Here is a 26,900-nt window from a genome sequence, read left to right as displayed (position 1 = left end):
AGAACTCGGCGAGCTTGCTCCTGGGATGGAGGAAGCTCGCCTCCGAAAGACCCGCTCGCGACGGCGAGTTTCAGCGGCCCCGCAGCGCGAGGCCTTATCGAAAAATAGAGACAGGGGGTTACCATGAAATCGTCTTTTGAATCCGTGCTTCTGGGGCATGTGTCGCGGGCAACGCTCTTGCTCGCCATCGCGGCCTTGCCCGTTCAAGTCCTTGCGCAGACGGCTGACATCACCGAAGGTGACGGCGCGGGTTATCGCGACGAAATCATTGTGACCGCGACCAAGCGTTCGGCCAGCATTCAGGATGTTCCGCTGAGCGTGGCGGCTATCGAAGGTGCCGCCATTGAAAACCAGGGCATCGACAATGTCGCCGACATCGCGCGCCTCACGCCCGGTGTCGCGGTCTCGACCACCGGACCCGGTCGCACCCAGATCATCGTCCGCGGGATCTCGTCGACGACGGGATCGCAGGCAACGACCGGTTTTTATCTCGACGAAGTGCCTGTTTCGGCGGTCGCGACCAACATCGAAGGGTCGACCTTTGACCTTAATCGGGTCGAAGTCCTCCGGGGTCCGCAGGGAACGCTCTACGGGTCGGCATCGATGGGCGGTGCGATCAAATATGTCTCGAACCAGCCCGACACCGACGAACTCGAAGCGCGCGGCGACCTCACCTTGTCGTCGACCAAGAGCGGCGGGACAAATTATGCGGCGAATGCCGTCGTCAACTTGCCGCTCATCAAGGACGTTGCGGCTTTGCGTGTGGTAGGCTTCTACAAGTTCGAGGATGGTTACATCGACCGCTATGCGGTCGACCCGAACAATTATCTTGCGATCGATCCGACCGTCGCGCCGAAGAAGAACGTCAACAGCTACGACATCTGGGGTTTTCGCGCGGCGCTGGCGATCACGCCGACCGACACGCTGCGCATCACCCCTTCGGTTTATTATCAGAACCAGAAGGTCGACGGCGCCTTCGCATTTGATGACCCGCCGGGCAGCTACGACAATATGGTCCAGGCGCGCATGATCCCCGACCGTTCGCAGGACGAAGTTCAGATTTACAACCTTACTGCGGCGCAGGAAATCGGTGATCTCGAACTGACCTCGTCCTCCTCCTATTTCATCCGCGATTTCAAGGATACCGAGGACACAACGCGCGTCATCCACTATCTTCTTGGCCTCATCGCGCCAGGCGTTCAGACCACGGCATTCCCGCACGGCGAAACGCAGTTCATCCGCACGACGATTTTCACGCAGGAGGTCCGCCTCTCGGGTGAAATCGGGCCGATCGAATTTGTCGTCGGCGGCTACTACCAGGAAAATAAGCGGAAGCGGCGCAATGAGCTGCCGCTGACCGCCGCGTTCAACGACGCTTTCGGCACGCCCTTTACCGGCTTCGACACGCTGTTCAGAGGACGGCGCAACACGGCGGCGGAAGAAGTCGCGGCGTTCGGACAGGCGACCTGGAACATCAGCGATCGCCTGCGTGTGACCGGCGGCCTGCGCTGGTTCGAAGTGAAGGAAGACTTCAACTCCGCGTCGGACGGCGTGTTCAATGGCGGGCCCACCCAGTCGGCCGGTACCTCGAAGTCCAGCGGCGTGACGCCGAAGTTCGGCGTCGATTTCGACGTCACCGACAATGTCCTGCTGTATGCGAGCGCGTCGAAGGGCTTCCGTGCCGGCGGTGCGCTCGCGCCAGTGCCGATTGCCGTGTGCGCGCCCTATCTGACAGAGCTCGGGCTTTCGGGCGCACCGACAAAATATGACCCGGACTCGCTCTGGAGCTACGAAATCGGCGCGAAGACGCAATTTGCTGATCGACGCGTGACGATGAACGCGTCCGCCTATCACATCGACTGGTCGCGGATTCAGCAGCAAGTCAGTCTGCAGTGCGGGTTCAACTTTACCGGCAACTTCGGAAAGGCCGTCAGCCGGGGGCTTGAGCTGGAGACAAATTGGCGCGCGTCCGACAGTCTGACGCTCGGGCTGAATCTTGGATATAATGACGCAAAGCTCAAAGATACCGTTGCGGGAACGACAGGCCAGGCGGGCGACCGGTTGCTCGACGTCCCCAAATTCACCGCATCGGCTTCGTTCAACTACGACCAGCCGATCGGCAACGGCCTGAACGCCTTCCTCCTCGGCAACGCCAGCCACACGTCAAGCGTCCTCGCAGAATATAACGACGCCAGTCCCTGGCGCACGCGCAAGAGCTACCAGATCGTCGATCTACGCTTGGGCGTGCATGATGAAGACGAGCGCTGGCGCGTGTCGCTCTTCGTCGACAATTTGCTCAACACGCATGCCACGGTCGGCAATGCCTTCTCTTCAACCGCGATCACCACGCCGACGACCCGCTCGCTCGCGGTCAATCGGCCGCGCACCGTCGGTGTCAACTTGAAGACGGCCTTTTGATCGGCACGTGATGGCATGATCGCCATCGCCAATCTGTCCCTGGGTCGCGGCGGTCTTGCTTGAGAATGCGAGGCCGCCGCGAGTCCAACGATAATCAATGGAGAGTGCTCATGGATCAAGACGTCGCATCACCGGCAGCCGATCCGCAGCCTGGAATCTGGCAAGATGGCAACAACAGCCGCATTCCCTCCTTCGTGTACACCGATCCGTCGATCTACGCGCGCGAGCTCGAGCGCATCTTCTATGGCCGGCACTGGAGCTATGTCGGCCTCGAAGTCGAGGTCCCCAATCCCGGCGACTTCAAGCGTACCGCGATCGGCGAGCGATCGGTTATCATGATCCGCAACCGCAAGGGCGAGATCAATGTGCTTGAGAATCGTTGCGCGCACCGCGCAATGCGGTTCTGCCAGGAGCGGACCGGTCATGTGAAGACGCTCGTCTGTCCCTATCATCAGTGGAATTATAATTACGACGGGAAGCTGCTTGGCGTCCCGTTCCAGCGCGGCGTCAAGGGGCAGGGCGGTATGCCCGCCGACTTTACCCTCGAGGATCGCGCCCTCACCCGTCTCAAGGTCGCGGTACGCAACGGCGTGGTGTTCGCAAGCTTCTCCGACGAGACCGAATCGTTCGAGGAATATCTTGGCCCCGATGTGCTGCGATACTTCGACCGGACCTTCGACGGGCGGAAACTGGTCGTCCATGGCTATTCGCGCCAGCGGATTCCGGGAAACTGGAAGCTGATGATGGAGAATATCAAGGATCCCTATCATCCAGGTCTCTTGCATACCTGGTTCGTCACTTTTGGCCTCTGGCGCGCCGACAACAAATCCGATCTCGTCATGGACGAGAAGAACCGGCATGCCTGCATGGTGTCGCGGCGCAGTGAAACCGTCGACAAGGATGTCACCCAAGGCGTTTCGAGCTTCCGCGAGAATATGAAGCTTAACGACATGCGCCTGCTCGATATCGTCCATGAACCATGGTGGGGCGAGCCGACCGTGTGCATGACGACGATTTTTCCGAGTGTCATCCTTCAGCAGCAGGTCAATTCGCTGTCGACCCGGCAGATCTTGCCGGTAGGCCACGACAAGTTCGATTTCGTCTGGACGCACTTCGGGTTCGAGGAGGACGACGACGCCATGGTCCAACGCCGGTTGCGGCAGGCCAATCTCTTCGGTCCCGCTGGCTTTGTGTCTGCTGATGATGGCGAAGTCATCGAGTTCAGCCAGGACGGGTTCCAGCAGGATGCTGACTTCAGTTCGCTTTGCGAACTTGGCGGAACCGCGATCGAAAACACCGACCATATGGTGACGGAAACGCTGATCCGCGGAATGTATCGCTATTGGAGAGAGGTTATGGATCTGTGATTGCAGCCGATCAGCTTTCGACTGCGCTTGGCGGCTTGTACGCGGCCTATGTCGCCTGCATCGACGAGGGCCGCTTTGGCGACTGGCCGGACTTTTTTACCGAGGATTGCCGCTATCGCATCGTGCCGCGCGAAAACTATGATCGCGGTCTGCCCCTTGGGACGCTCGATCTGCATGGCCTCGGCATGCTGCGCGACCGCGTCTATGGCATCGAGAGCACTTTGTTCCACGCGCCTTATTATCAGCGGCACATCGTGGGCCTGCCCCATGTACTGGCACGGCACGGCGACATACTCGAGGTCGAGGCAAACTACCTTGTAATCCGCACGAAGCGCGACTGTCCAAGCGAGATATTTAACGCAGGACGCTACGTCGATCGGGTTGCCACATCGGGCGACCGATTGCTGTTTCAGTCGAAATTCTGCGTTTTTGACAGCGAACTGATCCCCAATTCGCTCATCTATCCCATCTGACTTCGGAGCCGGTTATGACTATCCTCCATCTCACCGATCGGAACGGCTTCGAGAGCCGCATCGATGCCGAGAGCGGCGTCACTTTGATGGAAGCCATCCGCGACGCCGGCTTCAACGAGGCCTTTGCGATTTGCGGAGGATGTCTCTCTTGCGCGACCTGTCACGTCCATATCGACGACGCGCATGGCCATGACTTGCCTGCGATGAGCGACGATGAGGACGACCTCCTCTCGGAGTCTGAGCATCGAGATCTTTCATCGCGGCTTTCGTGCCAGATATTTTTGACCGGCGACATCGAGCAGCTCTCGGTGCGCGTGGCGCTTGAGGAATAGCAGGACGCGTCGGTAATGCGCGCTCGCCAACAATGGACCCGACATGATGACTGACCGACCCAATGACCAGAGAAGCCAGCTCGAGGCGCTTTACGCCGAAATGGAGCCCGAGAGCCTGACGCCGCTTTGGGAGGTTCTGCACGCGCTCGTCCCGCGCGAACCCGACAGCTCCGCGGTCACCCATCGATGGCGGTACCACAACGCGCGTGCCTATCTGCTGCGGGCCGGTGACCTGATTTCTGCCGAGCAAGCCGAGCGGCGCGTACTGATCCTTGAAAACCCGGGTCTTAAGGGCAGTTCTTCTGCCACCTCAAGCCTTTACGCCGGACTGCAGATGATCCTGCCAGGCGAAGTCGCACCATGTCACCGGCACAGCCAATGCGCGCTCCGGTTCGTGATGGAAGGCGAGGGCGCCTTTACCGCCGTCGACGGAGAAAAGGCGATCATGCGGCCGTTCGATCTCGTGCTGACGCCCGGCGGCCAGTGGCATGACCATGGCAACCCGACGTCCAGTCCGATGATTTGGCTCGACGGACTCGATATCCCGACGGTGCGGCATTTCGATGCCGGCTTCGCGGAGAAATGGCAGGAACCGGCTTTTCCCGAGACCGCCCCGCCCGGAGACACGCTGGCACGATATGGGCACAATATGCGGCCGATGCGGGGAGGGGTCGCTGATCGCCGGCCTGCGCACCAGCCGCTGTTTCATTACCCTTACGCCGAATGGCGCGCCGCGCTCGGCAACATGGCAGCGACTGCCGAGATCGACCCGCACCTCGGTCACGCGCTCGAATTCATCAATCCGGCCGATGGCGGCTCTATCATGCCGACCGTATCTGCGCATGTCCGCCTGATCCCGCAAGGCTTCGAGACCCGGGCCCGTCGTTCGACCGACGGCTCGATCTACGTCGTCGTCGAGGGCGGAGGAACGGCGCTGATCGACGGCAAGCCGCTCGATCTCGCGGAACGCGATATCTTCATCGTTCCCTCCTGGAAGACCGTCCAATTTGCCGCGAGCCGACCTCTCGTCCTGTTCGGTTTCTCCGACAAGACATGCCAGCAGAAACTCCATCTCTTCAAAGAGGAATTGTTGTGACTCTCTCCTTCTCTGTCCCTGGCGCACCAGCGGCTGCTGTTGCCAATGGCGAAAGCTTTCCTGTCCGCCGCATATTCTGCGTTGGCGCAAATTATTACGCCCACGCGGTCGAAATGGGCCGCGACCCTGATCGCGAGCCGCCCTTCTTTTTCACGAAATGGGCCGAGACGGTCGTGCCGAGCGGCACGGAGATTGCCTATCCGCCGGGGACCGCCAATTTCCATTATGAGGCCGAGCTCGTCGTCGCGATCGGCAAGGCTGGACGCAATATCGCGCCGACGGTCGCACTCGATCATGTCTATGGCTACGCGACCGGTCTCGACATGACGCGCCGTGATCTGCAGCTCGTCGCGCGGGAAAAGGGACGTCCCTGGGATACGGGAAAAAATGTCGAACAATCGTCGCCGCTCGGCATAATTCTTCCCGTCGCGGATGCGGGGCATATCGCAAGCGGGGCGATCGAACTGACGGTCAATGGCGAAACCAAGCAGCGCGGCGACCTTGGCGACATGATCTGGCCGGTTGCCGACATCATTGCTTTCCTCAGCAATCTCTATCGTCTCGAACCGGGCGACCTCATCTACACGGGAACCCCGGCGGGCGTCGGGCCGGTCGTTCCGGGGGACGAGATCATAGTATCCATTGCCGGTTTGCAACCAACGGCGGTGCGTATCGGCGCGGCGATGACGGACTGAGGACATTGCGGCGCGTTTGCCGTCATCCGGCCTTGCGTCGACAGCGGCCTTTTGCTTATCGGGATGTTGATCTGGTGAAACTGCACGAATATTTCCGCTCGACGGCATCCTACCGGGTCAGGATCGCGCTGAACCTGAAGGGCCTCGCCTATGAAAGCGTCGCCCATCATTTGCGAAAGGGTGAGCAAAACGCCCCGGACTATCGCCGGCTCAATCCGCAAGGCCTGTTGCCGACGCTCGAAACCGGTGGGGACGTTCTCACCCAATCGCTCGCCATCTGTGAATATCTCGACGAACTGAAGCCTGCGCCGCCGCTTCTTCCGGCTGAATTGACACTGCGCGCTCGCGTCCGGGCTTTTTCCCAGGTTATCGCGTGCGATATCCACCCGGTTCAGAATCTGAAGATCCTCGCACGACTTCGGGCGCTCGGTCTCGCCGAGGAACAAGTTAATCATTGGGCGAGGATCACGATCGACGAGGGGCTGTCGGCCTGTTCCACCCTGCTCGGTCGGCGCGAGAACCGCTTCTGCTTTGGGGATAGGCCGGGGCTCGCCGAGCTTTGCCTTGTTCCGCAACTCGTTAATGCACGCAGGTTCGGCGTCGACTTGCGCTGGCCGGATTTACTCGACATCGAGGCGAGATGCCTCGAACTCGATGCGTTCAGGCGAGCACGGCCCGAAGAACAGCCCGACGCGGAATAAGCCGTGATCGGACCGACTGATGTACTGGATGGCGCTGTGGAGCGCGACGCATGCAACGCTATTATTAGAGGAGCTTGGCTGTGAAGGTTCAACTGACGATCGACAATGAAGCGCTGGACGCAGCCGACGGAGCCACCTTCGAGCGGCGTGACCCTGTCAGTGACGCGCTCGCCACCACGGCGGCAGCGGCCTCCGTTGCGGATGCGCAGCGCGCAGCCGAATCCGCGCAGCACGCTTTCCGGACCTGGTCGGTAACCGGCCCGACCGAGCGGAGGAAAATTCTTCTCGCCGCGGCGGACAGGCTGGAGGCGAAGGTCGAGACGATCGGCGCCGCAATGGCGGCCGAAATCGGCGCTTCGGGCCTCTGGAGCGGGTTCAACGTGTTCGCCGCCGCGGGACTTATTCGCGAGGCGGCGGCGCTGACCACTCAGATTCAGGGCGAGACCATACCCACCGACAAGCCCGGCGCGCTCTCTATGACGGTCCGGCAACCCGCAGGCGTGGTTCTCAGCATCGTGCCGTGGAACGGGCCGATCATTTTGGCAGCCCGCGCGATCGCCTATCCGATCGCGTGCGGAAATTCTGTTATCTTCCGCGCGTCGGAGCTGAGTCCCAAGACCCATGCGCTCGTGGCTGAAGCCTTTCACGAAGCAGGCTTGCCAGCGGGGGTGCTGAACTTTCTGACCAATGCGCCCGAAGATAGCCCGGCGATCATCGACACGCTGGTCAGTCATCCCGCGGTGCGGCGGATCAACTTCACGGGTTCGACCCGCGTCGGGCGCATCATCGCTGAAAAGGCGGCGCATCATCTGAAACGCTGTTTGCTCGAGCTGGGCGGAAAAGCGCCGTTCGTCGTGCTCGATGATGCAAATCTCGATGATGCCGTGCGCGCCGCCATCTTCGGCTCCTACCTTTATCAGGGGCAGATTTGCATGTCGACCGAACGCTTTGTCGTGGACGAACGCATCGCCGACGCGTTCGTTGAGCGATTTGCTGCGGAAGCGGTAAAGCTGACGAGCGGTGATCCCAAGATTGATCCATCGTGCGTCGTCGGGCCGATGATCGCCGCGGAATCCGGCAGACGCATCAACGCTATGATTGACGATGCAGAGGGCAAAGGCGCCAAGATCGTCGCCGGGGGACGGGCAAACGGCGCTGTCATGCCCGCGACAATTGTTGACCATGTCAAACCCGGTATGACCATTTATGATGAGGAGACCTTCGGCCCCGTAACCACGGTCGTCCGCGTAAGCGGCGTCGAGGAAGCCGTCCGCGTCGCCAACGATACCGAATATGGCCTCGCAGCTGCTGTGTTCGGACAGGACGTGATACGCGCTCTCGACGTTGCCCGGCGGATCGACGCAGGTCACGTTCACGTCAATGGCGCGACTGTGCAAAATGAGCCTCAAGCTCCATATGGTGGGATGAAGGCAAGTGGCTATGGCCGGTTCGACGGACGGGCCGTGATCGACGAGTTTACTGAGCTAAAATGGATTACGATCGAACCGGCGGGACAGCTCTACCCGATCTGATCGGGGTGGGCCCAGACCGCCCGACGATCGCCCTCGATCGAAACAGTCACGTCTCTGCAATGCTGCCGACCGCGCTGCGGTCGCGTATGGACTGTCGCCAGTGACACGGCGGCAGGTCCCGCGTCAGGCGCTGGGCCACCTTGCATGGGGCCGCTAGGTCGATTGCCGTATGGCAGGCTCCTCCGACCAGCCGAGGCTCGTGCTCATTGCGCGGCAGGCGATCGCCAGTTCTTCGCTCGCCTGTTCCTGCCCCGGGCTATCGAATGCATCGGGCCATACCATTGTTGCAGACAAAATGGGCCGGCCTTGAAGGTCGAAGACAGGAAAAGCGGTGGCATTGAGCCCCGGAATCAGCATGCCGCTCACATGGGCCCGGCCCCTTTCGCGCACATCGCGGCGCACGGCATCAAGTTCCTCGGGCGTCATCGGCGCCCGCTGCATCTCCTGAGCAACGAGATTTTCTATTTCCGGCTCGGGTGAAAAGCCAAGAAATATCCGTCCTGTGGCCGAGTAGATCATCGACATCACCGAGCCGACCGTAAGCGAGGTAGCAACACCGGGCTTGCCCGAATACCATCGTACGACGGTTGGCCCCAGCGGCCCCAAGGCGGCGATGAGCACCGTCTGCCCCGATGTTCGAGAGAACTCGTATATGATACTGTCGACGAGCCTGAACGCATCGGTACGGGCAAGGGCGGCGAGACCAAGTTTCAGCGCTCCGGGACCGAGGTCATACCGTCCACTTGACGGATCCTGCGTCGCCATGCCTGTTGCGATGAGGCTTTGGAGATACCGGTGCACCTGCGGCGCGGCCATGTTGCTCGCGTGGGAGATCGCGCTCAAGGCCGAGGGGCCTCCCAGCGACGCCATCGCCTGGAGAACGTTGAGGCCAACTTCGACCGACTGGATACCCTTCCGACGCGAAGTTTTGTCATCTGGCTGCTTGTCGGTGTCTGCCATCTTCGCCCTCGAAACTGTCTTGCGATGCCCTATCAGGTCCTACCGGAAGATCAACGCAACTCCCCGCGCCACATCGCGCCGAAGCGGCGGCAATTTTACCACCGGTTCGCGATAGCAAATGGCATCAATGTCCGGATTTTCACTTTGGCTGTAACTCGTTGGTGAACCCACCAGTGGAGGGGTCAAGGCAGACGGATCGCGCTGTCCTTTCGGTCCGTCATATCCCACGTTGCCCTTGAACTGAGCGTCACTCGACTTGAGAATTTTCGCATCACCCGGCGCGCGATATAGTCCGCGATCAGCGGCAGAGAACGACTAAACGTTCGCCTTGCCGATTTTGTCCCGGAAGCGGTCCGTCGGCCTTGGGTCATTTTCCCTGATATTCTGTCACGGGTTAGCGATCCAACCTCTGGGAAAGTAGCTCCGCTAGGGGCCGGGCTTGGGTTGCGATTTGAGTCCAGCGGCCAAGATCTTTGCGGCCGGGCAGTGCGGTTAACGCATGACATCAGTATGGCCGATCGATACATGCCCAGACGATGCAAGGAATCCGCTTCGCAACGAATGTCAGGTCGCGACAGTTCGCGGACGCCCCGATCCGCGCGCCTCATGCCTCGCAGTCCGAAGTTTCTGCTCGAACCAGGTGCACGGCACGCTTGTATCGGATCGGCGAAGCCGACCTCGCATGAGCGCCGACGCCATCATGCGGAGGAGGCGAGGCTCCGCCCTCGAGGATGCGATCCTCGAGGCGGCCTGGGCGGAACTCTCGATTGCAGGCTATGCTCATTTCACTTTTGAAGCGGTGGCCAAGCGAGCGCACACAAGTCGTCCCGTCCTGTATCGGCGTTGGCCGACGCGCACGGACCTCGCCTCGGCGGCGATCGCGCAACATGTCCGCCAGAACCCGATCGACGTCCCCGATCTGGGCGATCTGCGCGCAGAACTTTGCATGATCCTGCGCAAGTTTGCCGATCGCTCGCCTCCGAAGTTGCTGCGGCTCCTCTTCGAGATGAACGAGGATATGGCGGGCGAGAATGCAAGCTTCACCGACGAGCGATTTCGCGAACATCCGCTTCAGCCGGTTATCGAAAGGGCGGTCCAGCGCGGAGAAATCGACGAGCAGCGTCTGACGCCGCGTATCGCGCGCATGCCGCTCGGACTGGTCCTGCATGAAATCATGGTCACGGTGAAACCGGTCTCCGATGCGGCGATAGCCGAGATCGTCGACGAGATATTCCTGCCGCTCGTTGCGGCAGCATCACCGAAATAGGTCGTTCGTGGCACGTCTTGGCCGTCTCGCGGCCCGGTCAGCCTTGCTCGCTCCGAAAAGACGGGGCGTCGGCGCCGCGCGAACCCGGTCATAAGATACGCGACGTTTCCTATTGACAGTCGATCCGGCATTTTAGATACGACGGTGCATCTTATATCCGAGGTCCAAATGCTCTTTATCCTGCTCTCCTGCGAGTCCGCGGTCGATGACACCCGTGCTGCCGAGTCCCAATGCTCCCGCCCAGCGGCAAAATCTCGTCCTTGAGACCCCTGCGGCTCTCCACCTCGCAGACATAATTTTCCCCCCACCGCCCTCGGTAATGAAGGGCAACCAGACAGCGAGACGCTAAAATGAAAAGCTACCCATTCTCTTCGCCACGCCGAAGCCTGCTGCTAGCGCTGCCGCTCGCCGCCATGGTGACGCCAAGCGTGCATGCGCAGGACAAGAATCCGGATCATGTCGTGCTGGGCGCCGGCATTGCGCTGACGCCCGAATATCAGGGATCGGATGATTACCGGCTGATACCGATCCCGGTGATCGACATCAAAGAGGGACGGCTGTTCGCAAATCTGCGCAACGGTATCGGGGTTGAGGCGATCGGCAGTGAGCATGTCACAGTGGGTGCCAGCCTCGTCTTTATTCCGGGCTATCGCCGACGCGATGTCCCTGCCGGCGTCGATAGACTTTCAAGCGGCGTTGGCGGCAGAATCTTCGCCAATCTTCGCGCAGGCGGTGCGGTCGCGACGGTCGGTGTCGTAAAGGGAATCTCGGGCGGGACCGAAGGCATCGTCGCGGACGCGAGCCTTTCCTACCCTTTGGCGCTGTCGACGCGCTTAACCGTGACTCCAACACTTGGCGCGACGTGGGCCGATCGCAAGCACAATGATGGCTATTTCGGGATCACCGCTGCCGAGGCGCTTGCGTCGGGTCTGCCCGCCTTCACTGCAGGATCGGGCTTCAAGGATGTGTCCGCTGCACTCACCACATCCTATCGCCTCTCCGATCGGTTGACCCTCAGCGCGACGGGCAGCGTCACTTCATTGCTCGGTGCAGTGAAGGACAGCCCGCTCGTTATGAAGCAGACACAGCCGTTCGGCATTCTTACGCTGTCTTATCGGATGTGATGCCCTCCGTTTTGCCCATGGCTAGCGGTAAAGATCGGCGGCTGAGGTGGGATTTGTCACATCGGCCATGGCCGGCGGGACAAATCCCTCAGTCGAGACCGACCGGCGAGCTAAGTTTGAGGTCGGTCCCCTCTTCCTTCGAGGCCTCGGCTGCTTCATCGGTCTGCTCGGGCGGCAACTCGATCTCGCCGGTCTCGATGCTACTCTTCTGAGCTTCGATATTCTCGCTGCATCCCCCGATCGCTATCAGCATCGGCAACAGCAACAGATATCCAGTTTTCATCGCCACCTCCGCATCTGCAATGCGATCGCCGGCCTGCGCCGCGTCTCCTCCATTGCCGGGGAATCCTCGGCGGGCTTTTTGGTTCCCACGTGAGCCATGCGCGCGGCGATCGCTCGCCTTTCGGAAGGGGCGCTGGAGCGGCGGAACCACTGGGAAAAAACCTCGCACTCGCTGCTCGTCGGCGCGATCCTTCACGTCCTCTATGCCGAGGAGGAAAAGACGCTCGCACGCGTCGCGGCATTCCTCTCGGATCCGCAGCGGCCTTTCACCGCGACGCTGCGGCGAATGATGACCACCAATCATATCGGCACCAAGGATGCGCCGGTCGTACATCCTGTCGTTGCGTCAGCCGCTCGCGAGCTTCTCAACAAGTCGGAGAATGAGCGCTCGGGCGTGCTCTCGACGGCGATGTCGTTTCTCGGGCTCTACCGCGACCCGACCGTCGCCGCGGTGACGTCGCAGTGCGACTGGCGGATCGCCGACCTCGTCGATGCGAAGAACCCGGTGTCGCTCTATCTTGTCATCCCGCCGTCGGACATCTCGCGGACCAAGCCGCTCGTCCGCCTGATTCTCAATCAGATCGGCCGGCGCCTGACCGAGAAGCTCGACGAGCGCGGCTCGACCGTGCGCCGTCATGAGCTTCTCCTGATGCTCGACGAATTTCCGGCGCTGGGACGCCTCGATTTTTTCGAGACCGCGCTCGCCTTCATGGCGGGCTACGGAATCCGCGCCTTTCTGATCGCCCAATCGCTCAACCAGATCGAGCGCGCTTATGGCGACCATAATTCGATCCTCGATAACTGCCACGTTCGCGTCGCCTTTGCGTCGAACGACGAGCGGACAGCGAAACGTATCTCGGACGCGCTCGGCACGGCAACCGAGCAGCGCGCGATGCGCAACTATGCCGGGCACCGTCTCGCGCCGTGGCTCGCGCATGTCATGGTCAGCCGCCAGGAAACCGCGCGCCCGCTGCTGACGCCGGGCGAGGTGATGCAGCTGCCTGCCGACGATGAGCTTGTGCTCGTATCGGGTCTCGCGCCGATCCGCGCGAAGAAGCTGCGGTACTATGACGATCCCAATTTCGAGAGCCGGCTGTTGCCGCCGCCGGGATCGAAGGGTTCGCCCGAAGGTCAGTCGCCCGACCGGCCTTCACCGCGCCCGAACGACTGGGGCAGCTTCGCGCGCAAGCCCGACGCGCGTCTGGCCGGAGCCGAAAGTGATGAAGAGGGCGAGGCAAGCGGCGGTGGGCTCGAGCAGCAGCGTCATCCCGGCATCGCCGAGGAGCCGCCTGCGAAAACGGACGAGCCGAAACAACTCGAGCTGATCGCTGCCGAGCAGGACGACGCCGATGCCGCTGCCGAGCGGAAGGCGATGGACCGCGCGCAGGGGGCGGGGCCGCAGGGCCTCAGCGATGTGGCGCGCGGACATGGCATTAACGAGACCAGCGGGCGCGACCTGCTGCCGGGGATGTGAGATCATGAAGGTCCGGCAGAATCTGTATATCGACCTCGCGGTCAGCGAGGCACTCGATGCGCTCGCGGCGAAGCCCGGCGCGACCAAGAGCGCTATCGTCAACGATGCCGTTTCCGCCTGGCTCGCGCGGCGGGGATCGAAGGAGATCGACGATCTTCTGAAGGGACGGCTCGACCGGATCAGCCGCGAGATCGCCAAGGCACGCCGCGACATCGACGTGCTGCTCGAGAGCCTCTCGCTGTTCGTCCAGTATCAGTTGATGGTCACCGCCCCGCTGCCCGAGGCCGACAGCGCGGCGCGGGCGGTCGGGCGCGAGCGCTTCGATGCCTTCGTGACGCAGGTCGGACGGCAGATTGCCGGCGGCCGCCGTTCGATCGGTGCCGAGGATGTTGCGGAGACGGCATCGTGAGCGGCTCCACTTCGTTCGAGCGCCGCCGCGCCATGCTTTGCACTGCTATGGGGCCGACGATCGCTGCCGCGCTGGGTGATCCGCTCACGCAGGAGATCATGGTCAACCCCGACGGTGTGTTGCGCGTCGACCGGCTCGGCGAAGGGCGTGTCGAGACGGGCGCCCGCTACGAGCCGGCGCAGGTCGAACGCATCATCCGGCTCGTCGCGAGCCATGCGCGCACCGAAGTGCACGCGGCATCGCCGATCGTTTCGGCCGAACTGCCGCCGCACGGCGAGGGGGCGGGCGAGCGCTTCGAGGGCATATTGCCTCCGGTCAGCACCGCGCCCTGTTTCTCGATCCGCAAGCCCGCGGCGCGCATTTACACCCTGCTCGACTATGTAAGCGACGGCATCATGACGGCGGACACGGCGCGGCTGCTGTCGGCGGCCGTCGCGGAGCGCCAGAATATCCTTGTCGTAGGCGGCACGAGCTCGGGCAAGACGACGCTCGCCAATGCGCTTCTAGCCGAAATGGCCGAGATCGACGAGCGGGTGATCATCATAGAGGACACGCGCGAGCTTCAGTGCGCTGCGCGCGACCTCGTCGCGCTCAGAACCCGGCCGGGCATCGTATCGATGGCCGACCTCGTCCGCTCGACGCTGCGTCTCAGGCCCGATCGCATCGTCGTCGGCGAGGTTCGCGGCGCCGAGGCACTCGACATGCTGAAAGCCTGGAACACCGGGCATCCCGGCGGGATCGCGACGGTGCACGCGAACTCCGCGCTTTCCGCACTCTACCGGATCGAGAGCCTGGTCCAGGAGAGCGTCGTGACCGTGCCGCGGCGGCTGATCGCCGAGGCCATCGACCTCATCGTCTTCATTGCCGGGCGGGGCCTTGCCCGCCGCATCTCCGGAGCTGCGCGCGTCGCGGGGCTCGATGCCGCCGGCGGCTACGTCATCGCCGATCGTCTTCCTCAAGCTCCAGGAGAATAGCCAATGTTCGTTCATGCGTTCGCACCCTTGTTGGTCAAAGCACGCGCTCGCGCCCCCGAACTTGGTCGCTTCGCGGCGGTCAGCGTCCAGATTGGCCTCATCTTCGGTCTATCGGGCGCCGCGCATGCCGCGGGTTCGGGCATGCCGTGGGAGGAGCCGCTCCAGCAGGTGCTGGAATCGGTGCAGGGTCCCGTCGCCAAGATCGTCGCGGTGATCATCATCATCACGACAGGCCTGACGCTCGCCTTCGGCGAGACGGCGGGCGGGTTCCGCCGCCTGATCCAGATCGTCTTCGGCCTGTCGATCGCCTTTGCCGCATCGAGCTTCTTCCTTTCCTTCTTCAGCTTCGGCGGCGGAGCGCTCGTCGCATGATCGGCGCGGGCAGCCATATCGAAGGCTATGAAGCGCCGCTTCACCGCTCGCTCGCCGAGCCGATCCTGCTCGGCGGCGCACCGCGCGCGATCGCCATCCTGAATGGGACGCTCGCAGCGGCGCTCGGGCTTGGACTCCAGCAGTGGGTCGCCGGGATCGGCGTCTGGGCGATCGGCCACACCGCCGCCGTGATGGCGGCGAAGCATGACCCGGACTTTGCGGCAATGCTCGTCCGGCACCTCCGTCAGCGGGGGCACCTCGCATGCTGAACCTCGCCGAATATCGCCGCCGGAGCGACCGGCTCGCCGACCATCTGCCTTGGGCCGCGCTGGTGGCGCCCGGCGTTATCCTCAACAAGGACGGCAGCTTCAGCCGCATCCTCGCGTTCCGCGGCCCCGACCTTGAAAGCGCGACCGAGGCCGAGCTCGTCTCGGTCTCCGCTCGCGCGAACAATGTGTTGAAGCGGTTTGGGTCAGGCTGGGCGCTCCATATCGAGGCCGAGCGCCGCGAGGCGCTCGGTTACCCCGCGAGCGACTTTCCCGACCCGGCGTCTTGGCTGGTGGAGGAGGAGAGACGCGCAAGCTTCGAAAGTGCGGGGGCTCATTATGAGAGCTTCCACTGGCTCACGATCACCTTCCTGCCGCCCGCCGATCAAGCGGCGAGCGCGGGGCGCGCGCTCGTCGAACGCAGCGACGATACGAAGGGCCGCGACTGGCGGCAGGCGCTGGCGTCCTTCGTCGCCGAAACCGACCGCATACTCGACCTGTTCGCGGGCTTCATGCCCGAAGTCCGCGCGCTCGATGACGCCGACACGCTGACCTATCTGCACGGCACGATCTCGGCGAAGCGCCACCTGGTCGCGGTCCCCGAGACGCCAATGTATCTCGACGGGCTGCTCGCCGACACGCCGCTGACCGGCGGGCTCGAACCGATGCTCGGCGACCTCCATCTTCGCACCGTCACGATCACCGGCTTTCCGGGATTGAGCCGGCCCGCGATTCTCGACGCGCTCAATCACGAGGGCTTTGCCTATCGCTGGGTGACGCGCTTCATCGCACTCGACAAGACGGACGCGACCAAAGCGCTGACAAAGCTCCGCCGCCAGTGGTTCAACAAGCGCAAGTCGATCACCGCGCTGCTCCGAGAGGTGATGTACAACCAGCCGGCGCAACTGCTCGACAGCGACGCCGACAACAAGATGGTCGACACCGATCTCGCGTTGCAGGCGCTCGGCGGCGACCATGTCGCCTTCGGTCACCTCACGGCGACGATCACCGTATCCGATACCGTGTCCGAGCGCGCCGACGAGAAATTGCGGAGCGTGGAGCGCATCGTCAATGGTCTCGGCTTCGTGTGCATACGCGAGAGCGTGAACGCGGTCGAAGCCTGGCTCGGCTCCCTGCCGGCGCAGGTTTACGCGAATGTCCGGCAGCCGCTCGTCCACACGCTCAACCTCGCGCACCTGATGCCTTTATCGTCGGTGTGGGCAGGTCCGGCGCGCAACGATCATCTCGCGGGCCCACCACTGCTCGTCGCCGAGACGAGCGGGTCGACGCCGTTCCGCCTCTCGACCCATGTCGGCGACGTCGGCCACATGATGATCGTCGGACCCACAGGCGCTGGCAAGTCGGTCCTGCTCGCGCTGCTCGCGCTGCAGTTCCGCCGATATTCGAACGCCCAGGTCTATATCTTCGACAAGGGCTTCTCGGCGCGCGCCGCCGTCCTCGCGATGGGCGGCGCGCATCATGCGCTCGGGCTCGGCGCCGAGGATGGCGAGGGCATGGGCATCGCGTTCCAGCCGCTCGCCTCGATCGACCGGGCCGACGAGCGGGCGTGGGCCGCCGAATGGATTGCGGCGCTCCTCGCGCACGAGAAACTTCTCGTCACGCCCGACGTAAAGGACGCGATCTGGTCGGCGCTCACCAGCCTGGCGAGCGCGCCGCGGGCTGAGCGCACGCTGACCGGCCTGTCGCTTCTGCTACAATCGATTGAGCTCAGGACCGCGCTCGCGCCTTACACGCTCGAAGGTCCGTTCGGACGGCTGCTCGATGCGGCCGAAGACGATCTCCGCGTCGCTGATGTCCAGTGCTTCGAGACCGAGGCACTGATGGGGCAGGCGGGCGTCGTCGCGCCGGTGCTCACTTATCTGTTCCATCGGCTCGAAGAGCAGTTCGACGGTCGGCCGACCTTGCTCATCCTCGACGAAGCCTGGGTCTTCCTCGATCATCCGCTGTTCGCCGCGCGTATCCGCGAATGGCTCAAGGTCTTGCGAAAACGCAATGTCAGCGTCGTGTTCGCAACGCAGAGCCTCGCGGATGTCGCGGCAAGTTCGGTGGCGCCTGCGATTATCGAAAGCTGCCCCCAGCGCATATTGCTTCCGAACGACCGGGCGATCGAGCCGCAGGGCGAGGCCGCATATGCGCGCTTCGGTCTCAACGCGCGGCAGATCGAACTGATCGCGCGGGCGACGCCGAAGCGCCAATATTATCTGCAATCGGCGCGCGGCAATCGCCTGTTCGAGCTTGGGCTTGGACCCGTCGCGCTCGCGCTATGCGGCGCCTCCGACCCCGATTGCCAGAAGCGCATCGACCGCATTCTCGCCGAGCATGGCCAGGCGAAGTTCGCCGCGCGCTATCTCGGCGAAGCCGGGCTCGACTGGGCCGCGGGCCTCCTCGCCGGATTTCGCCCTCTTCCCGACCTCTAAAGAAGGAGATGAATGATGAAGAAGTTTATGATGACCTTGATGCTCGCCGGCGCCGCGATGTCGCTCCCGACATCATCGGCGCTCGCGGTCCCCGTCTTCGACAGCGCCAATTATTCGCAGAATTTGCTGACCGCGGCGCGTACGCTTCAGCAGATCAACCAGCAGATCCAGTCGCTCCAGAACGAAGCGCAGATGCTTGCGAACCAGCAGAAGAATCTCGCGAAGGTCGATTTCCCGCAGATGGCGGCGCTGGAGCAGCGTCTCCAGGAAATCGACCGGCTGATGGGCCAGGCGCAGGGCATCGACTTCCGCGTCGACCGTCTCGACGAACAGTTCCGCGGCAGCTTTCCGTCGAGCTTCGATCATCTCGCCCGGCGCGACGCGCGTGTTGCTTCCGCGAAGCAGCGCATCGAGCAGGAGATGGCGGCATTCCGCCAGGCGATGTCGGTCCAGAGCGGGATCGTCGAGAATGTCCGCAGCGATGCCGAGGCGCTGAAGGCGATCGTCGAGAAAAGCCAGGGCGCCGAGGGCGGCCTCGCCGCGCAGCAGGCGACCAACCAGCTGCTGGCGCTCGCGGCCAAGCAGCAGTTCCAGATCCAGCAGCTCATGGCGGCGCAATTCCGCGGGCAGGCGCTCGAGCAGGCGCGCCGCGCGCAGGGCGAGCGCGAGGCACGCGAGGCGACACGCCGCTTCCTCGGCGACGGCAAGGCCTGAACGCCGCCGCGCTGACGTCGCCACCGATTGGGGCAGCGCGGCTGGCCGCTTCCTCCAACCGCAGCTGCCCCGTCGCGGGGGCACCGGCACGACGCGGCGGACTTGGGCAGTCCGCAAGCGCCGGCGCCCCCGCGACACTTTTCGAGAGAGCTGACACATGGACGACCTCAACGTCATCGACCAATTCATGGCTGCGTTCATCGCCTATATCGACAGCGGCTTCGGGTTACTGGGCGGCGATGTCGGTTTTCTTACCTCTATCCTGATCGGCATCGACATCACGCTTGCCGGCCTCTTCTGGGCGCTCGGGGGCGAGGACGACGTCATCGCCAAATTCCTCAAGAAAATCCTCTATGTCGGCGCGTTCGCGCTGATCCTGAACAGCTTCCAGACACTCTCCGACATTATCTTCCGCTCCTTTGCCGGGCTCGGGCTCGTCGCGGGCGGCAGCGCCATATCGGCCGAGGATCTTCTCATGCCTGGTCGCCTCGCCGGAACGGGGTTTGAGGCCGCGTCCCCTCTTCTCGTGCAGGCGAGCGATCTTGTCGGGCCGATCGCCTTCTTCGACAATTTCGTCCAGATCGCGGTGCTGCTGATCGCGTGGGTGATCGTGATCGGCGCTTTCTTCATCCTCGCGATCCAGCTCTTCATCACGATTCTCGAATTCAAGCTTACCAGCCTCGCAGGGTTCGTCCTCGTTCCCTTCGCGCTCTGGAACCGGACGAGCTTTCTCGCCGAGCGCGTACTCGGCAATGTCGTCAGCTCCGGCATAAAGGTGATGGTCCTCGCGGTGATCGTCGGCATCGGCTCGAATTATTTTGCCGAGTTCACCAGCGCGCTTGGCGGCGAGGAGGTGACGACCGAGCAGGCCGTGTCGCTGATGCTCGCGAGCCTCGCGCTCTTTGGCCTCGCCATCTTCGGTCCGGGCATCGCTTCGGGTCTTGTCGCAGGCGCGCCGCAGCTCGGCGCGGGATCGGTCGTCGCGACAACCGCGCTCGCGGCGGGCGGCATCGCCATGGGCGGGGCCGGCGCGGTCGCTGCCGCGCGCGGAGTGGGCAGCGCGGGAATGAGTGCGATCCGCGCCGGCACGTCGATGGGGAGCGCGGCGTCCACCGCGTACAAGCTCGGCCAGGAAACTTCGGGCTCTACGTCGGTCGGCGCAGGCCTTGGCGGCGTTGCTACCGCCGCCAGAGGCGCGGCGTCGACCCGGCTCTCGTCGGCCTCGGGCCTTGCGGCAGCCGCCGAACGCGGGCGCGACGCAGCGTGGAATGCCGGCAACAGTTCGACAGCGTCCGCGGGGGACGCGGCGCCGAGCGCTGCCGCCAGCGCCGCGCCGGCTTGGGCGCAGCGTCTTCAAAACCAGCAAACCGCCCGCCATCGCCGCCAGACGGCGCTGCACACGATCAAGGAAGGCGATCGCGGCGGTGCTTCCGCCACCCCCGATATCAAGGAAAGGGAATAACCCATGCGCTTCAAACGTGCCGTCCAGCGATATGGACAAACGCCTGAACCCGACACACCCTATAGCCGGGCCGGACAGCTCTGGGACTTGCGGATCGGCGATGCCCGAGCGCAGGCGAAGAACTGACGGCTGATGGCGTTCGGCGGACTGATTCTGGCGATCGGGCTCTCGTCGGCGCTCATCTGGCAGTCATTGCAGAGCCGCGTCGTCCCCTATGTCGTCGAGGTCGACCAACTGGGCCGGGCGCAGGCGGTGGCGCGGGCAGACACCGACTATCGACCGACCGACCCGCAGATCGCCTGGCATCTCGGCCGCTTCATCACGCAGATCCGGGCCCGTTCGCTCGACGCGGTTCTGATGCGCGACAACTGGCTGTCGGCCTATGATTTTGCGAGCGCGCGGGGCGCGATCTTTCTCGGGGAGTATGCGCGGGCATCCGATCCCTTTGCCGAGGTCGGACAGCGGACCGTGTCGGTGCAGATCACCAGCCTCGTGCGCGCGTCCGACGACTCCTTCCGGATCAACTGGACCGAGCAGGCCTTCGAACGGGGCAGCCTCGAGGGGACATCGCGCTGGACAGCGGTGGCGACGATCAAGATCAAGCCGCCGCGTTCGGCGGATGTGCTCCGGAAAAATCCGCTCGGGCTATATGTCGACGCGCTCGACTGGAGCCGCGAGCTCGAAACATTGCCGCGCATCGGGTCGGTAGCGCCCCCTGAGCACGCGCTCGGGCTGCCGGAAGACGCTCGGGGCGCGCATGACATGCCGCTCGGCTCGCCGCTCGACGCTGACCTCACTCGCACGGACAGGTCCAACCCGGAAGGACAATCGCGATGATCCGCATTCTCATGCTCAGTGCCGCCATGATCGCGCTCGCGCCCGGCGCATCCGCACAACCCTCGGCCAGCGTCGCCGCTGCGAACAAGGCGGCACTCCGCGAACCGGCAGCGAGCGGCTTCGTCCACGCGGTGCAAGTCTATCCGTTCGCCGATGGCGCTCTCTACCGGCTCTACACGATTCCCGGGCGGATCAGCGATATCGCACTCCAGCCCGGTGAGACGCTGATTTCGGTCGCCGCGGGTGAAACCGTCCGCTGGACGGTTGGCGACACGACGAGTGGTCGCGGCGAGTCCAAGCGGACGCATATCTTGGTAAAGCCCTTCAGCGCCGGGCTTTCGACGAACCTGATCATTTCGACCGACAGGCGCGTCTACCGAATCCAGCTCGCAAGCCGCGCGACCACGGCGATGCCGGCGATCAGCTGGACCTATCCGGCCGACGAACTACTCGCGTGGCAGCGCCAGCGCGACGCGTCCGATGCTGCGAGGCCGATTTCCAAAGGCATCGCGATCGAGCAGTTGAATTTCGACTACCGCATTTCCGGCGATAGGCCGCCGTGGCTGCCTTTACGGGCGTTCGACGACGGACGCCAGACATGGATCGAGTTCCCGCCCTCGATCGCCGTCCGAGAGGCGCCGCCGCTGTTCGTCCTCGGCGACAAGGGCGAGGCGCAGCTCGTGAACTACCGCGTATCGGGGCGCTATTACATCGTCGACCGGCTGTTCGGCGCCGCGGAGCTGCGGCTCGGCGGAAAGAAGCAGAAGATCGTCCGGATCACGCGGCAGGGGCGGGGGATATGACGGAGTTCACCGCCCCGTCCGACGCTTCCGACACGAGCGCTTCGATCCCGGCGAAGCCCGGACCGGCGCCGATGCCCAAGGCAGATCCCGAGACACTGGTGCTGCGCGGCAGGCCAGCGCGGATAACCCGTTTCCGCAAAGGCGTGATCGTGTCGATCAGCGCCGCTGCCGCGGCTCTCATCGCGGGCGTTTCCTGGCTGGCGCTGGGATCGTCAGGCTCGAGGCAAGGGGTGGCGGGTGAGGAGCGCGCGTCGGCTGCGACACCGAAACTTCCCGAGGCTCTCGCGGGGGCGCCGTCTGGATATGGTGACACGCCAAGGCTCGGACCGAAACTGCCCGGTGACCTTGGCCGGCCTATCCTGAAGCATCAGCGCGAGACCGACATGGCGTTATCAGCGGATACGGGGGGCGATGCCGCGACACGGGCTGCAGCAGCGGCGGATGCCGAGCGGCAGCGCCTTGCTGCCGAAGAGCGCGCCGCACGCGAGTCCGAGATCATGCTTCGGGGCGGACGTTCGGTAGCCTCTTCGTCGGCATCGGGTTCGTTCTTGAGCGAACCGGCGGGCGCAAGCGCGACAGCGGCTGATATCGAACTCGATCCGAACCGACAGCGCATGAAGAATGATCTCGTCGGGCGGCCGAATGAGTCTGACGACACCAGCCCTCACCGTTTGCAAGACGCGGCGTCTCCCTACGCGCTGCAGGCCGGCAGCGTCATCGCCGCTAGCCTGATCACCGGGTTGAATTCTGATCTGCCCGGGCTCGTCACGGCGCAAGTCACCGAAAATGTCTACGACAGTATCTCGGGCAGGACGCTCCTCATCCCGCAGGGATCGAGGTTGGTCGGCAGCTATGACAGCGTCGTCGCGTACGGCCAAAGCCGTGCGCTTGTCGTCTGGCAAAGAATAATCCTTCCCGACGGCTCCTCGATCCGTATCGACAATGTGCCGGCCAGCGATACCCAAGGTTACGCCGGACTTTCTGACCGCATCGACCGACACACCTGGCAGCTCCTCAAGGGCGTCGGCCTATCTACGCTCCTGGGTGTCGCCACCGAGCTTGGATCGGGTAGCAGCGAGAGTGATCTCGTACGGGCCGTGCGCGAGTCAGCCCAGCAGGGCGGCGCGCGCGCAGGTGACCAGGTCGTCGCGCGGAGTCTCGATATCCAGCCGACGCTCAAGGTTCGCCCGGGCTGGCCACTTCGGATCGTTGTGCACAAGGATGTGGTCCTTCGCCCTTGGCGAGCCCTGGGAGCGCAATGATGGCTGGACTAAGACTTCCCAAGCTGCCCGATCGCACGCCCGTCAAGATTAGCATCCTCGTCATGCCTGAGCTTAACGACCGGCTGACGTCTTACGCAGCCCTATACGCGCGAACTTACGGCGCGGACGTGACGATAGCCGAACTTATACCGGCAATGGTGGGCGCTTTCCTCGACGGCGACCGTGAGTTCGCCAAACTGGAAAGGACCGCCAAGCCATGACGTTGAAAATCCCGTGACGAATGCACGACCGCTCACCGGGAGGTAATGCAACAAGTGATGCCCGACGAAACGCTCTGGACGGCCCGGGAGCTCGCACATTTCCTTGGCTACTCGGAATCGACCGTGTGCCGGCTTGTCTCGCAATGTCCCTCCAAGCTTCCGCCGCGGGTCAACACGTTGCCACGCGCCCGCTGGGTGCCGGATGTCGCACGGGATTGGGCAATCACAAACAGCTATCCTCGCAAGCAGCGGCAGGGGCGTCCGCGAGAAATCTGAACTCTCCCTCGTACGGGGAAGGCGACGGCGCTGCGGGTCCGGGTTCGTTGATTGGAACAAAGCGGCCGGCGGCTGAACGTGCCGCTGTTCGCCAGCGCGCTCGGCCCTATCGGTTCGGCAGCTCGCGGATTTGCGCCGCGACAAGATCGGTGGGAAGCCGGTAGCCGTCGAAGCGTTCGTACAGCGGCACCAAGAATGTCTCGGTCAGACTGACCAGATCGCTTTCGACGGCGCCGACGTCGGTCACGATATCGAGATCGACGCGCGACGTTCGCGCGCGATGATGCTGTTCGAGCGCGATGCGCAGCAGCGGCTGCGTCCACGACAAGAGCGTGCGACCCTCGAGCCCGGTGTAACGCGCCGTGAGGTGAATGCCCGCCTTGCTGTCGCCGCCGAAGAGCCGCGCCGTGCCGGCGGCGAACAGCAGGAACTCGGCGGTGCGGCGGATCGGCGATGTCAGGTCGAAGATCGTGCCCGGCTCGAGATTGCCGCGACCATCTTCCTGATATCCCCGCTGCAGATAGACCTGCCCCTCGCCGTCGAGCTGCCAGAAATCGCTGTTTGCCGCATCGAGGATATGCTGGTTCGCATTCCCCTCGGCCGCCCAATATTCCATGATATCGGTCTCGGGCTCGATATGGGCCTCGCGGCGCGGCGGAATCCAGAAGGGCGCAAGCCCGCTGTGACTGGAAAGGTCGGCAAGCGCCTTGCGCAGGACGCGGAGGCCGGGCGTCCTGATGCCCTGGATGGCATAGGCGTATTCGCTATGACCGAAGGGCTGGCGCGCCGGGTGGTTCTCGGGAAGCGAGGAGGCGAGTTCTTCCCAGCGCCGGCGTGCCTTGTGCACGAAGGCGCCGAGGCTGTCGGGGGCGCTCGGGCGCAGGAAAAGGCCGAGCGCCTCGAGGATCAAGATCACGCGCTCGAACTGCAGTCCGGTCTCGCCCTGCTCGAAGCTGTTCACCGTCGGCACGCTGACACCGGCGATGAGGGCGAGCTGGCGCTGGGTAAACCCCTCTTCCTTGCGGCGGCGGATCGCCTCGTCGACGACGGCGCGCCAGTCGATCGGAAAGTCGGTCATGCGAAAATCCTTGCTGCCTGGTCGGCGACCACATTCTTATAGGCGACGCGGAAATCCTGCGCGTCGACGCGATCGGGGAGGGTGAGCGCCTTGGCGGCCTTTAACCGCTTCGCGAGCGTATCGAGCGCATCGTCGACAGCCTTGTCGGGGAGGCCGATGTCGGTGCCGAGGGTCTTGAGGAGATTGCGGTCGAGCGCGTCGAAGGGCCGTTTTGCGCCGCCGATCTCGAGTGCGGTCAGATTGTCATATTGCGGATAGACGATCGTGTTGAGCAGGTCGTAGGCCGGGCTGAGCCGCAATCCGTCGCCGCGTTCGAGCAGCGAGAAATTCTTGAGATGCGCGTCGGCGTTGCCGATCACGAGATTGAACACGACGAGCCGGAAATAGCGGTCGAGATCGATCCGCGCACGCACTGAGTGACGGGTGACCACGCCGGCGGCTTCCTCATAGCTCGAATGATATTTGCCGTCGAACTCGCGGCCGCGCGGCCGTTCGAGAATCTGGCAGAAATCCTCGAGGCGGAGGCGTTCGCCATCCTTGCGGTCGAAGCGCTCGACGAGCAGTGCGATCTGGTCGGCGCCGCGCACCAGCCCGCGATTGGCGACAGTGACCTCGTCGACGCCGAGGATCTCGCGCGCAAGCCGCAGCGACAGATCCTCGTTCTGGACCAGCGTCGGCAGCTCGTCGCGGTTGAACTTCGCGATATGCGTCGCGGGATCGGCTGGACGTATCGATGGCACGAAGCCCTCTTCGTCCTCGTAGACGAGCCATTTCTTCTGGACGCCGGAGAGCGTGCGCCCCGGTGCGGTCGCGGCTTCCTCGATCGCATCGGCTTCGGGAAGCCGGTGCGTGTGCGTGCCATCGGGCGGCAATATGCCCACGGCGCCGATGCAATCGGCGCCATAGTTGAGAAGCAGGCCGAAATCATCCTGGTCGGGCGTGCCGCCCGCGCGGGCCTGCCGCCCACGCAGCCACCCTTCCGGGCCGAGATGCTCGAAAAAGGGAATGAGCCCGCCGCGCCAGAAATGCTCGCGCGTCACAGCGGGCAGGGCGCATGCAATGGTCGTGCTCCACCCTTCATCATAGGTGAAGCGCGTATCGGCGCCGGCTTCGCTGAGCACGCCTGCACGCTGGCCTTTGTAGGTCACGATGGCTTGACGGTCGGGGATCGCAAATTTCCTTCAAATTTTCCTTGGAAGCCTATCTATGGAGGAATTTTGATAAATCAATATTGAATTTTTGGTTTTATAGAAGGAAAAATTGAAAATTTATTTCGCCTCGGACTAATGCCGTAAATTCGAAAAATTCCTTTTACATTTGGGGCAATGGAGAAGTTTGATAAAGAAATTTTGAATTTTTCGGATTGATTGGCGTTTCGTAAAACAAATTTGAAATTGGCGGCGCCTGCAACGGCTAAGTTTTTCGCCGAGGGACGCGATTGGGCTTCGGGGCGTCGGCAAACGACGCCCGGCGTTGGGACGTCACAAGCAGCCATCCGCGGAAGCAGCGATCTTGCGCCCAAAATACATATTAAGTGTCGTCATGAGCGCCGCGGCGGCAACGCCGACCCCAAATGTTGCTAAATTTTTGGTGGCAAATTTGGTGCACTGACCTCGAAAACCGGGCGCATTTCGACGTGGATTTTGCACGGCCGAAAACATTCTCCGGGGCCGTGAGTGCACCAAAGTGCACCAAATTTTTCATTTTATCCAATGAAAACAAAGGATGATGGTGCGGTCGAGAAGACTCGAACTTCCACGGCCTTTCGGCCACAACGACCTCAACGTTGCGCGTCTACCAGTTCCGCCACGACCGCACATCATGATGGTCCGGATCGGGTCCGGCACCAGGTAGGAGCGGGCGCCTAGCAAAGCTTTTCGGGCGATGCAAGCGAGCCGCCCCGATTTATTTTCGCCGCCCTGAGCAATTGGCCGCGCAGGCGAGGCTGATGTCACCAAATCGACTCAAAAGAGTCACTCAACTGTCACGGCTCTGGCGTCAGACCGTCACCGAATCACCCTAGTGGCGGCGTCACCGGGGGCGAGTCAGCATATCTCTTCTCGTTCG

The 26,900-nt window shown here is 63.1% G+C and carries 24 protein-coding genes, 1 tRNA gene and 2 pseudogenes; 22 read left to right on the top strand and 5 right to left on the bottom strand.

From position 1 onward, the window contains the following. Positions 1 to 123 precede the first annotated feature (123 nt). From BLW56_RS16025 to BLW56_RS15990, 8 genes are all read left to right on the top strand, one after another. Positions 124 to 2,418 carry a TonB-dependent receptor gene (locus BLW56_RS16025; protein WP_093511717.1) on the top strand — a complete coding sequence of 765 codons (2,295 nt, stop codon included), beginning with the start codon at positions 124 to 126 and terminating at the stop codon, positions 2,416 to 2,418. A 110-nt stretch (positions 2,419 to 2,528) separates the two neighbouring features. Continuing rightward, a complete protein-coding gene (locus tag BLW56_RS16020; RefSeq protein ID WP_093511716.1) occupies positions 2,529 to 3,785 on the top strand; it encodes an aromatic ring-hydroxylating dioxygenase subunit alpha in 1,257 nt (418 codons plus the stop codon). Then, complete coding sequence (locus BLW56_RS16015; RefSeq protein WP_093511715.1) at positions 3,782 to 4,258, top strand: aromatic-ring-hydroxylating dioxygenase subunit beta; 477 nt, start codon at positions 3,782 to 3,784, stop codon at positions 4,256 to 4,258. The genes BLW56_RS16020 and BLW56_RS16015 overlap by 4 nt, the downstream gene beginning before the upstream one ends. 14 nt (positions 4,259 to 4,272) lie before the next feature. Further along, positions 4,273 to 4,590, top strand: a complete 318-nt coding sequence (locus BLW56_RS16010) for a 2Fe-2S iron-sulfur cluster-binding protein (RefSeq protein WP_093511714.1) — start codon at positions 4,273 to 4,275, stop codon at positions 4,588 to 4,590. Between the two features lie 46 nt (positions 4,591 to 4,636). Next, positions 4,637 to 5,686, top strand: coding sequence for a gentisate 1,2-dioxygenase (gene gtdA, locus BLW56_RS16005; RefSeq protein WP_256203555.1), 1,050 nt, complete (start codon positions 4,637 to 4,639; stop codon positions 5,684 to 5,686). After that, a complete protein-coding gene (locus tag BLW56_RS16000) occupies positions 5,683 to 6,381 on the top strand; it encodes a fumarylacetoacetate hydrolase family protein (RefSeq protein WP_256203553.1) in 699 nt (232 codons plus the stop codon). Before gtdA ends, BLW56_RS16000 begins: the two co-directional genes overlap by 4 nt. 74 nt (positions 6,382 to 6,455) lie before the next feature. Then, positions 6,456 to 7,082 carry a maleylacetoacetate isomerase gene (gene maiA / locus BLW56_RS15995; protein ID WP_093511711.1) on the top strand — a complete coding sequence of 209 codons (627 nt, stop codon included), beginning with the start codon at positions 6,456 to 6,458 and terminating at the stop codon, positions 7,080 to 7,082. Positions 7,083 to 7,162: 80 nt separating this feature from the next. After that, positions 7,163 to 8,614 carry an aldehyde dehydrogenase gene (locus BLW56_RS15990; RefSeq protein WP_093511710.1) on the top strand — a complete coding sequence of 484 codons (1,452 nt, stop codon included), beginning with the start codon at positions 7,163 to 7,165 and terminating at the stop codon, positions 8,612 to 8,614. 153 nt (positions 8,615 to 8,767) lie between these two features. On the opposite strand, the gene BLW56_RS15985 is transcribed toward BLW56_RS15990, so the two are convergent. Further along, positions 8,768 to 9,574, bottom strand: coding sequence for an IclR family transcriptional regulator (locus BLW56_RS15985; protein WP_093511709.1), 807 nt, complete (start codon positions 9,572 to 9,574; stop codon positions 8,768 to 8,770). Positions 9,575 to 10,256: 682 nt separating this feature from the next. Between BLW56_RS15985 and BLW56_RS15980 the strand changes: the two genes are divergently transcribed. Continuing rightward, positions 10,257 to 10,841: a TetR/AcrR family transcriptional regulator gene (locus tag BLW56_RS15980; protein ID WP_093511708.1), complete on the top strand. Its 585-nt coding sequence runs from the start codon at positions 10,257 to 10,259 to the stop codon at positions 10,839 to 10,841. 350 nt (positions 10,842 to 11,191) lie between these two features. Then, on the top strand, positions 11,192 to 11,965 hold the full coding sequence (locus BLW56_RS15975; RefSeq protein ID WP_093511707.1) for a MipA/OmpV family protein: 774 nt from the start codon (positions 11,192 to 11,194) through the stop codon (positions 11,963 to 11,965). A gap of 88 nt (positions 11,966 to 12,053) precedes the next feature. On the opposite strand, the gene BLW56_RS15970 is transcribed toward BLW56_RS15975, so the two are convergent. Continuing rightward, positions 12,054 to 12,248 carry a hypothetical protein gene (locus BLW56_RS15970; protein WP_093511706.1) on the bottom strand — a complete coding sequence of 65 codons (195 nt, stop codon included), beginning with the start codon at positions 12,246 to 12,248 and terminating at the stop codon, positions 12,054 to 12,056. Positions 12,249 to 12,371: 123 nt separating this feature from the next. Here BLW56_RS15970 and traG point away from each other — a divergent pair. The 12 genes and pseudogenes from traG to BLW56_RS15910 all read left to right on the top strand — a co-directional run. After that, positions 12,372 to 13,721 (top strand): annotated as a pseudogene (gene traG / locus BLW56_RS15965) (IncP-type conjugal transfer protein TraG); the annotation flags it as partial. Between the two features lie 4 nt (positions 13,722 to 13,725). Beyond that, on the top strand, positions 13,726 to 14,130 hold the full coding sequence (locus BLW56_RS15960; RefSeq protein WP_093511704.1) for a CopG family transcriptional regulator: 405 nt from the start codon (positions 13,726 to 13,728) through the stop codon (positions 14,128 to 14,130). Positions 14,131 to 14,162: 32 nt separating this feature from the next. Then, entirely contained in the window at positions 14,163 to 15,104 is a 942-nt protein-coding gene (gene trbB, locus BLW56_RS15955) for a P-type conjugative transfer ATPase TrbB (RefSeq protein WP_371262255.1), read from the top strand. A gap of 3 nt (positions 15,105 to 15,107) precedes the next feature. Beyond that, positions 15,108 to 15,476 carry a TrbC/VirB2 family protein gene (locus tag BLW56_RS15950; RefSeq protein WP_256203544.1) on the top strand — a complete coding sequence of 123 codons (369 nt, stop codon included), beginning with the start codon at positions 15,108 to 15,110 and terminating at the stop codon, positions 15,474 to 15,476. Beyond that, positions 15,473 to 15,745 carry a VirB3 family type IV secretion system protein gene (locus tag BLW56_RS15945; RefSeq protein WP_093511702.1) on the top strand — a complete coding sequence of 91 codons (273 nt, stop codon included), beginning with the start codon at positions 15,473 to 15,475 and terminating at the stop codon, positions 15,743 to 15,745. The genes BLW56_RS15950 and BLW56_RS15945 overlap by 4 nt, the downstream gene beginning before the upstream one ends. Then, positions 15,739 to 18,180: a conjugal transfer protein TrbE gene (gene trbE, locus BLW56_RS15940; RefSeq protein WP_093511701.1), complete on the top strand. Its 2,442-nt coding sequence runs from the start codon at positions 15,739 to 15,741 to the stop codon at positions 18,178 to 18,180. The genes BLW56_RS15945 and trbE overlap by 7 nt, the downstream gene beginning before the upstream one ends. A gap of 15 nt (positions 18,181 to 18,195) precedes the next feature. After that, positions 18,196 to 18,894 (top strand): P-type conjugative transfer protein TrbJ, encoded by a 699-nt coding sequence (gene trbJ / locus BLW56_RS15935; RefSeq protein ID WP_093512044.1) that lies wholly within the window; start codon positions 18,196 to 18,198, stop codon positions 18,892 to 18,894. 157 nt (positions 18,895 to 19,051) lie between these two features. Continuing rightward, positions 19,052 to 20,356: a P-type conjugative transfer protein TrbL gene (gene trbL, locus BLW56_RS15930; RefSeq protein WP_093511700.1), complete on the top strand. Its 1,305-nt coding sequence runs from the start codon at positions 19,052 to 19,054 to the stop codon at positions 20,354 to 20,356. A 3-nt stretch (positions 20,357 to 20,359) separates the two neighbouring features. Continuing rightward, a pseudogene (gene trbF / locus BLW56_RS15925) lies at positions 20,360 to 21,193 on the top strand (conjugal transfer protein TrbF). Then, positions 21,190 to 21,996, top strand: coding sequence for a P-type conjugative transfer protein TrbG (gene trbG / locus BLW56_RS15920; protein ID WP_093511699.1), 807 nt, complete (start codon positions 21,190 to 21,192; stop codon positions 21,994 to 21,996). The pseudogene trbF and the gene trbG overlap by 4 nt, the downstream one beginning before the upstream one ends. Continuing rightward, positions 21,993 to 23,258, top strand: a complete 1,266-nt coding sequence (locus tag BLW56_RS15915) for a TrbI/VirB10 family protein (protein ID WP_093511698.1) — start codon at positions 21,993 to 21,995, stop codon at positions 23,256 to 23,258. The genes trbG and BLW56_RS15915 overlap by 4 nt, the downstream gene beginning before the upstream one ends. Beyond that, positions 23,258 to 23,479 carry a DUF2274 domain-containing protein gene (locus BLW56_RS15910; RefSeq protein ID WP_093511697.1) on the top strand — a complete coding sequence of 74 codons (222 nt, stop codon included), beginning with the start codon at positions 23,258 to 23,260 and terminating at the stop codon, positions 23,477 to 23,479. Before BLW56_RS15915 ends, BLW56_RS15910 begins: the two co-directional genes overlap by 1 nt. Before the next feature lie 382 nt (positions 23,480 to 23,861). On the opposite strand, the gene BLW56_RS15900 is transcribed toward BLW56_RS15910, so the two are convergent. From BLW56_RS15900 to BLW56_RS15890, 3 genes are all read right to left on the bottom strand, one after another. Next, positions 23,862 to 24,833, bottom strand: a complete 972-nt coding sequence (locus tag BLW56_RS15900) for a helix-turn-helix domain-containing protein (protein WP_093511695.1) — start codon at positions 24,831 to 24,833, stop codon at positions 23,862 to 23,864. After that, positions 24,830 to 25,981: a type II toxin-antitoxin system HipA family toxin gene (locus BLW56_RS15895; protein WP_093511694.1), complete on the bottom strand. Its 1,152-nt coding sequence runs from the start codon at positions 25,979 to 25,981 to the stop codon at positions 24,830 to 24,832. The genes BLW56_RS15900 and BLW56_RS15895 overlap by 4 nt, the downstream gene beginning before the upstream one ends. A 581-nt stretch (positions 25,982 to 26,562) precedes the next feature. Next, positions 26,563 to 26,649: transfer RNA gene (locus tag BLW56_RS15890), tRNA-Leu, on the bottom strand. Positions 26,650 to 26,900 lie beyond the last annotated feature (251 nt).

This window comes from Sphingopyxis sp. YR583, assembly GCF_900108295.1.
Lineage (GTDB): Bacteria > Pseudomonadota > Alphaproteobacteria > Sphingomonadales > Sphingomonadaceae > Sphingopyxis.
Note: the sequence above shows the minus strand (reverse complement) of the source record. Positions and strands in the feature narration are given on the sequence as shown.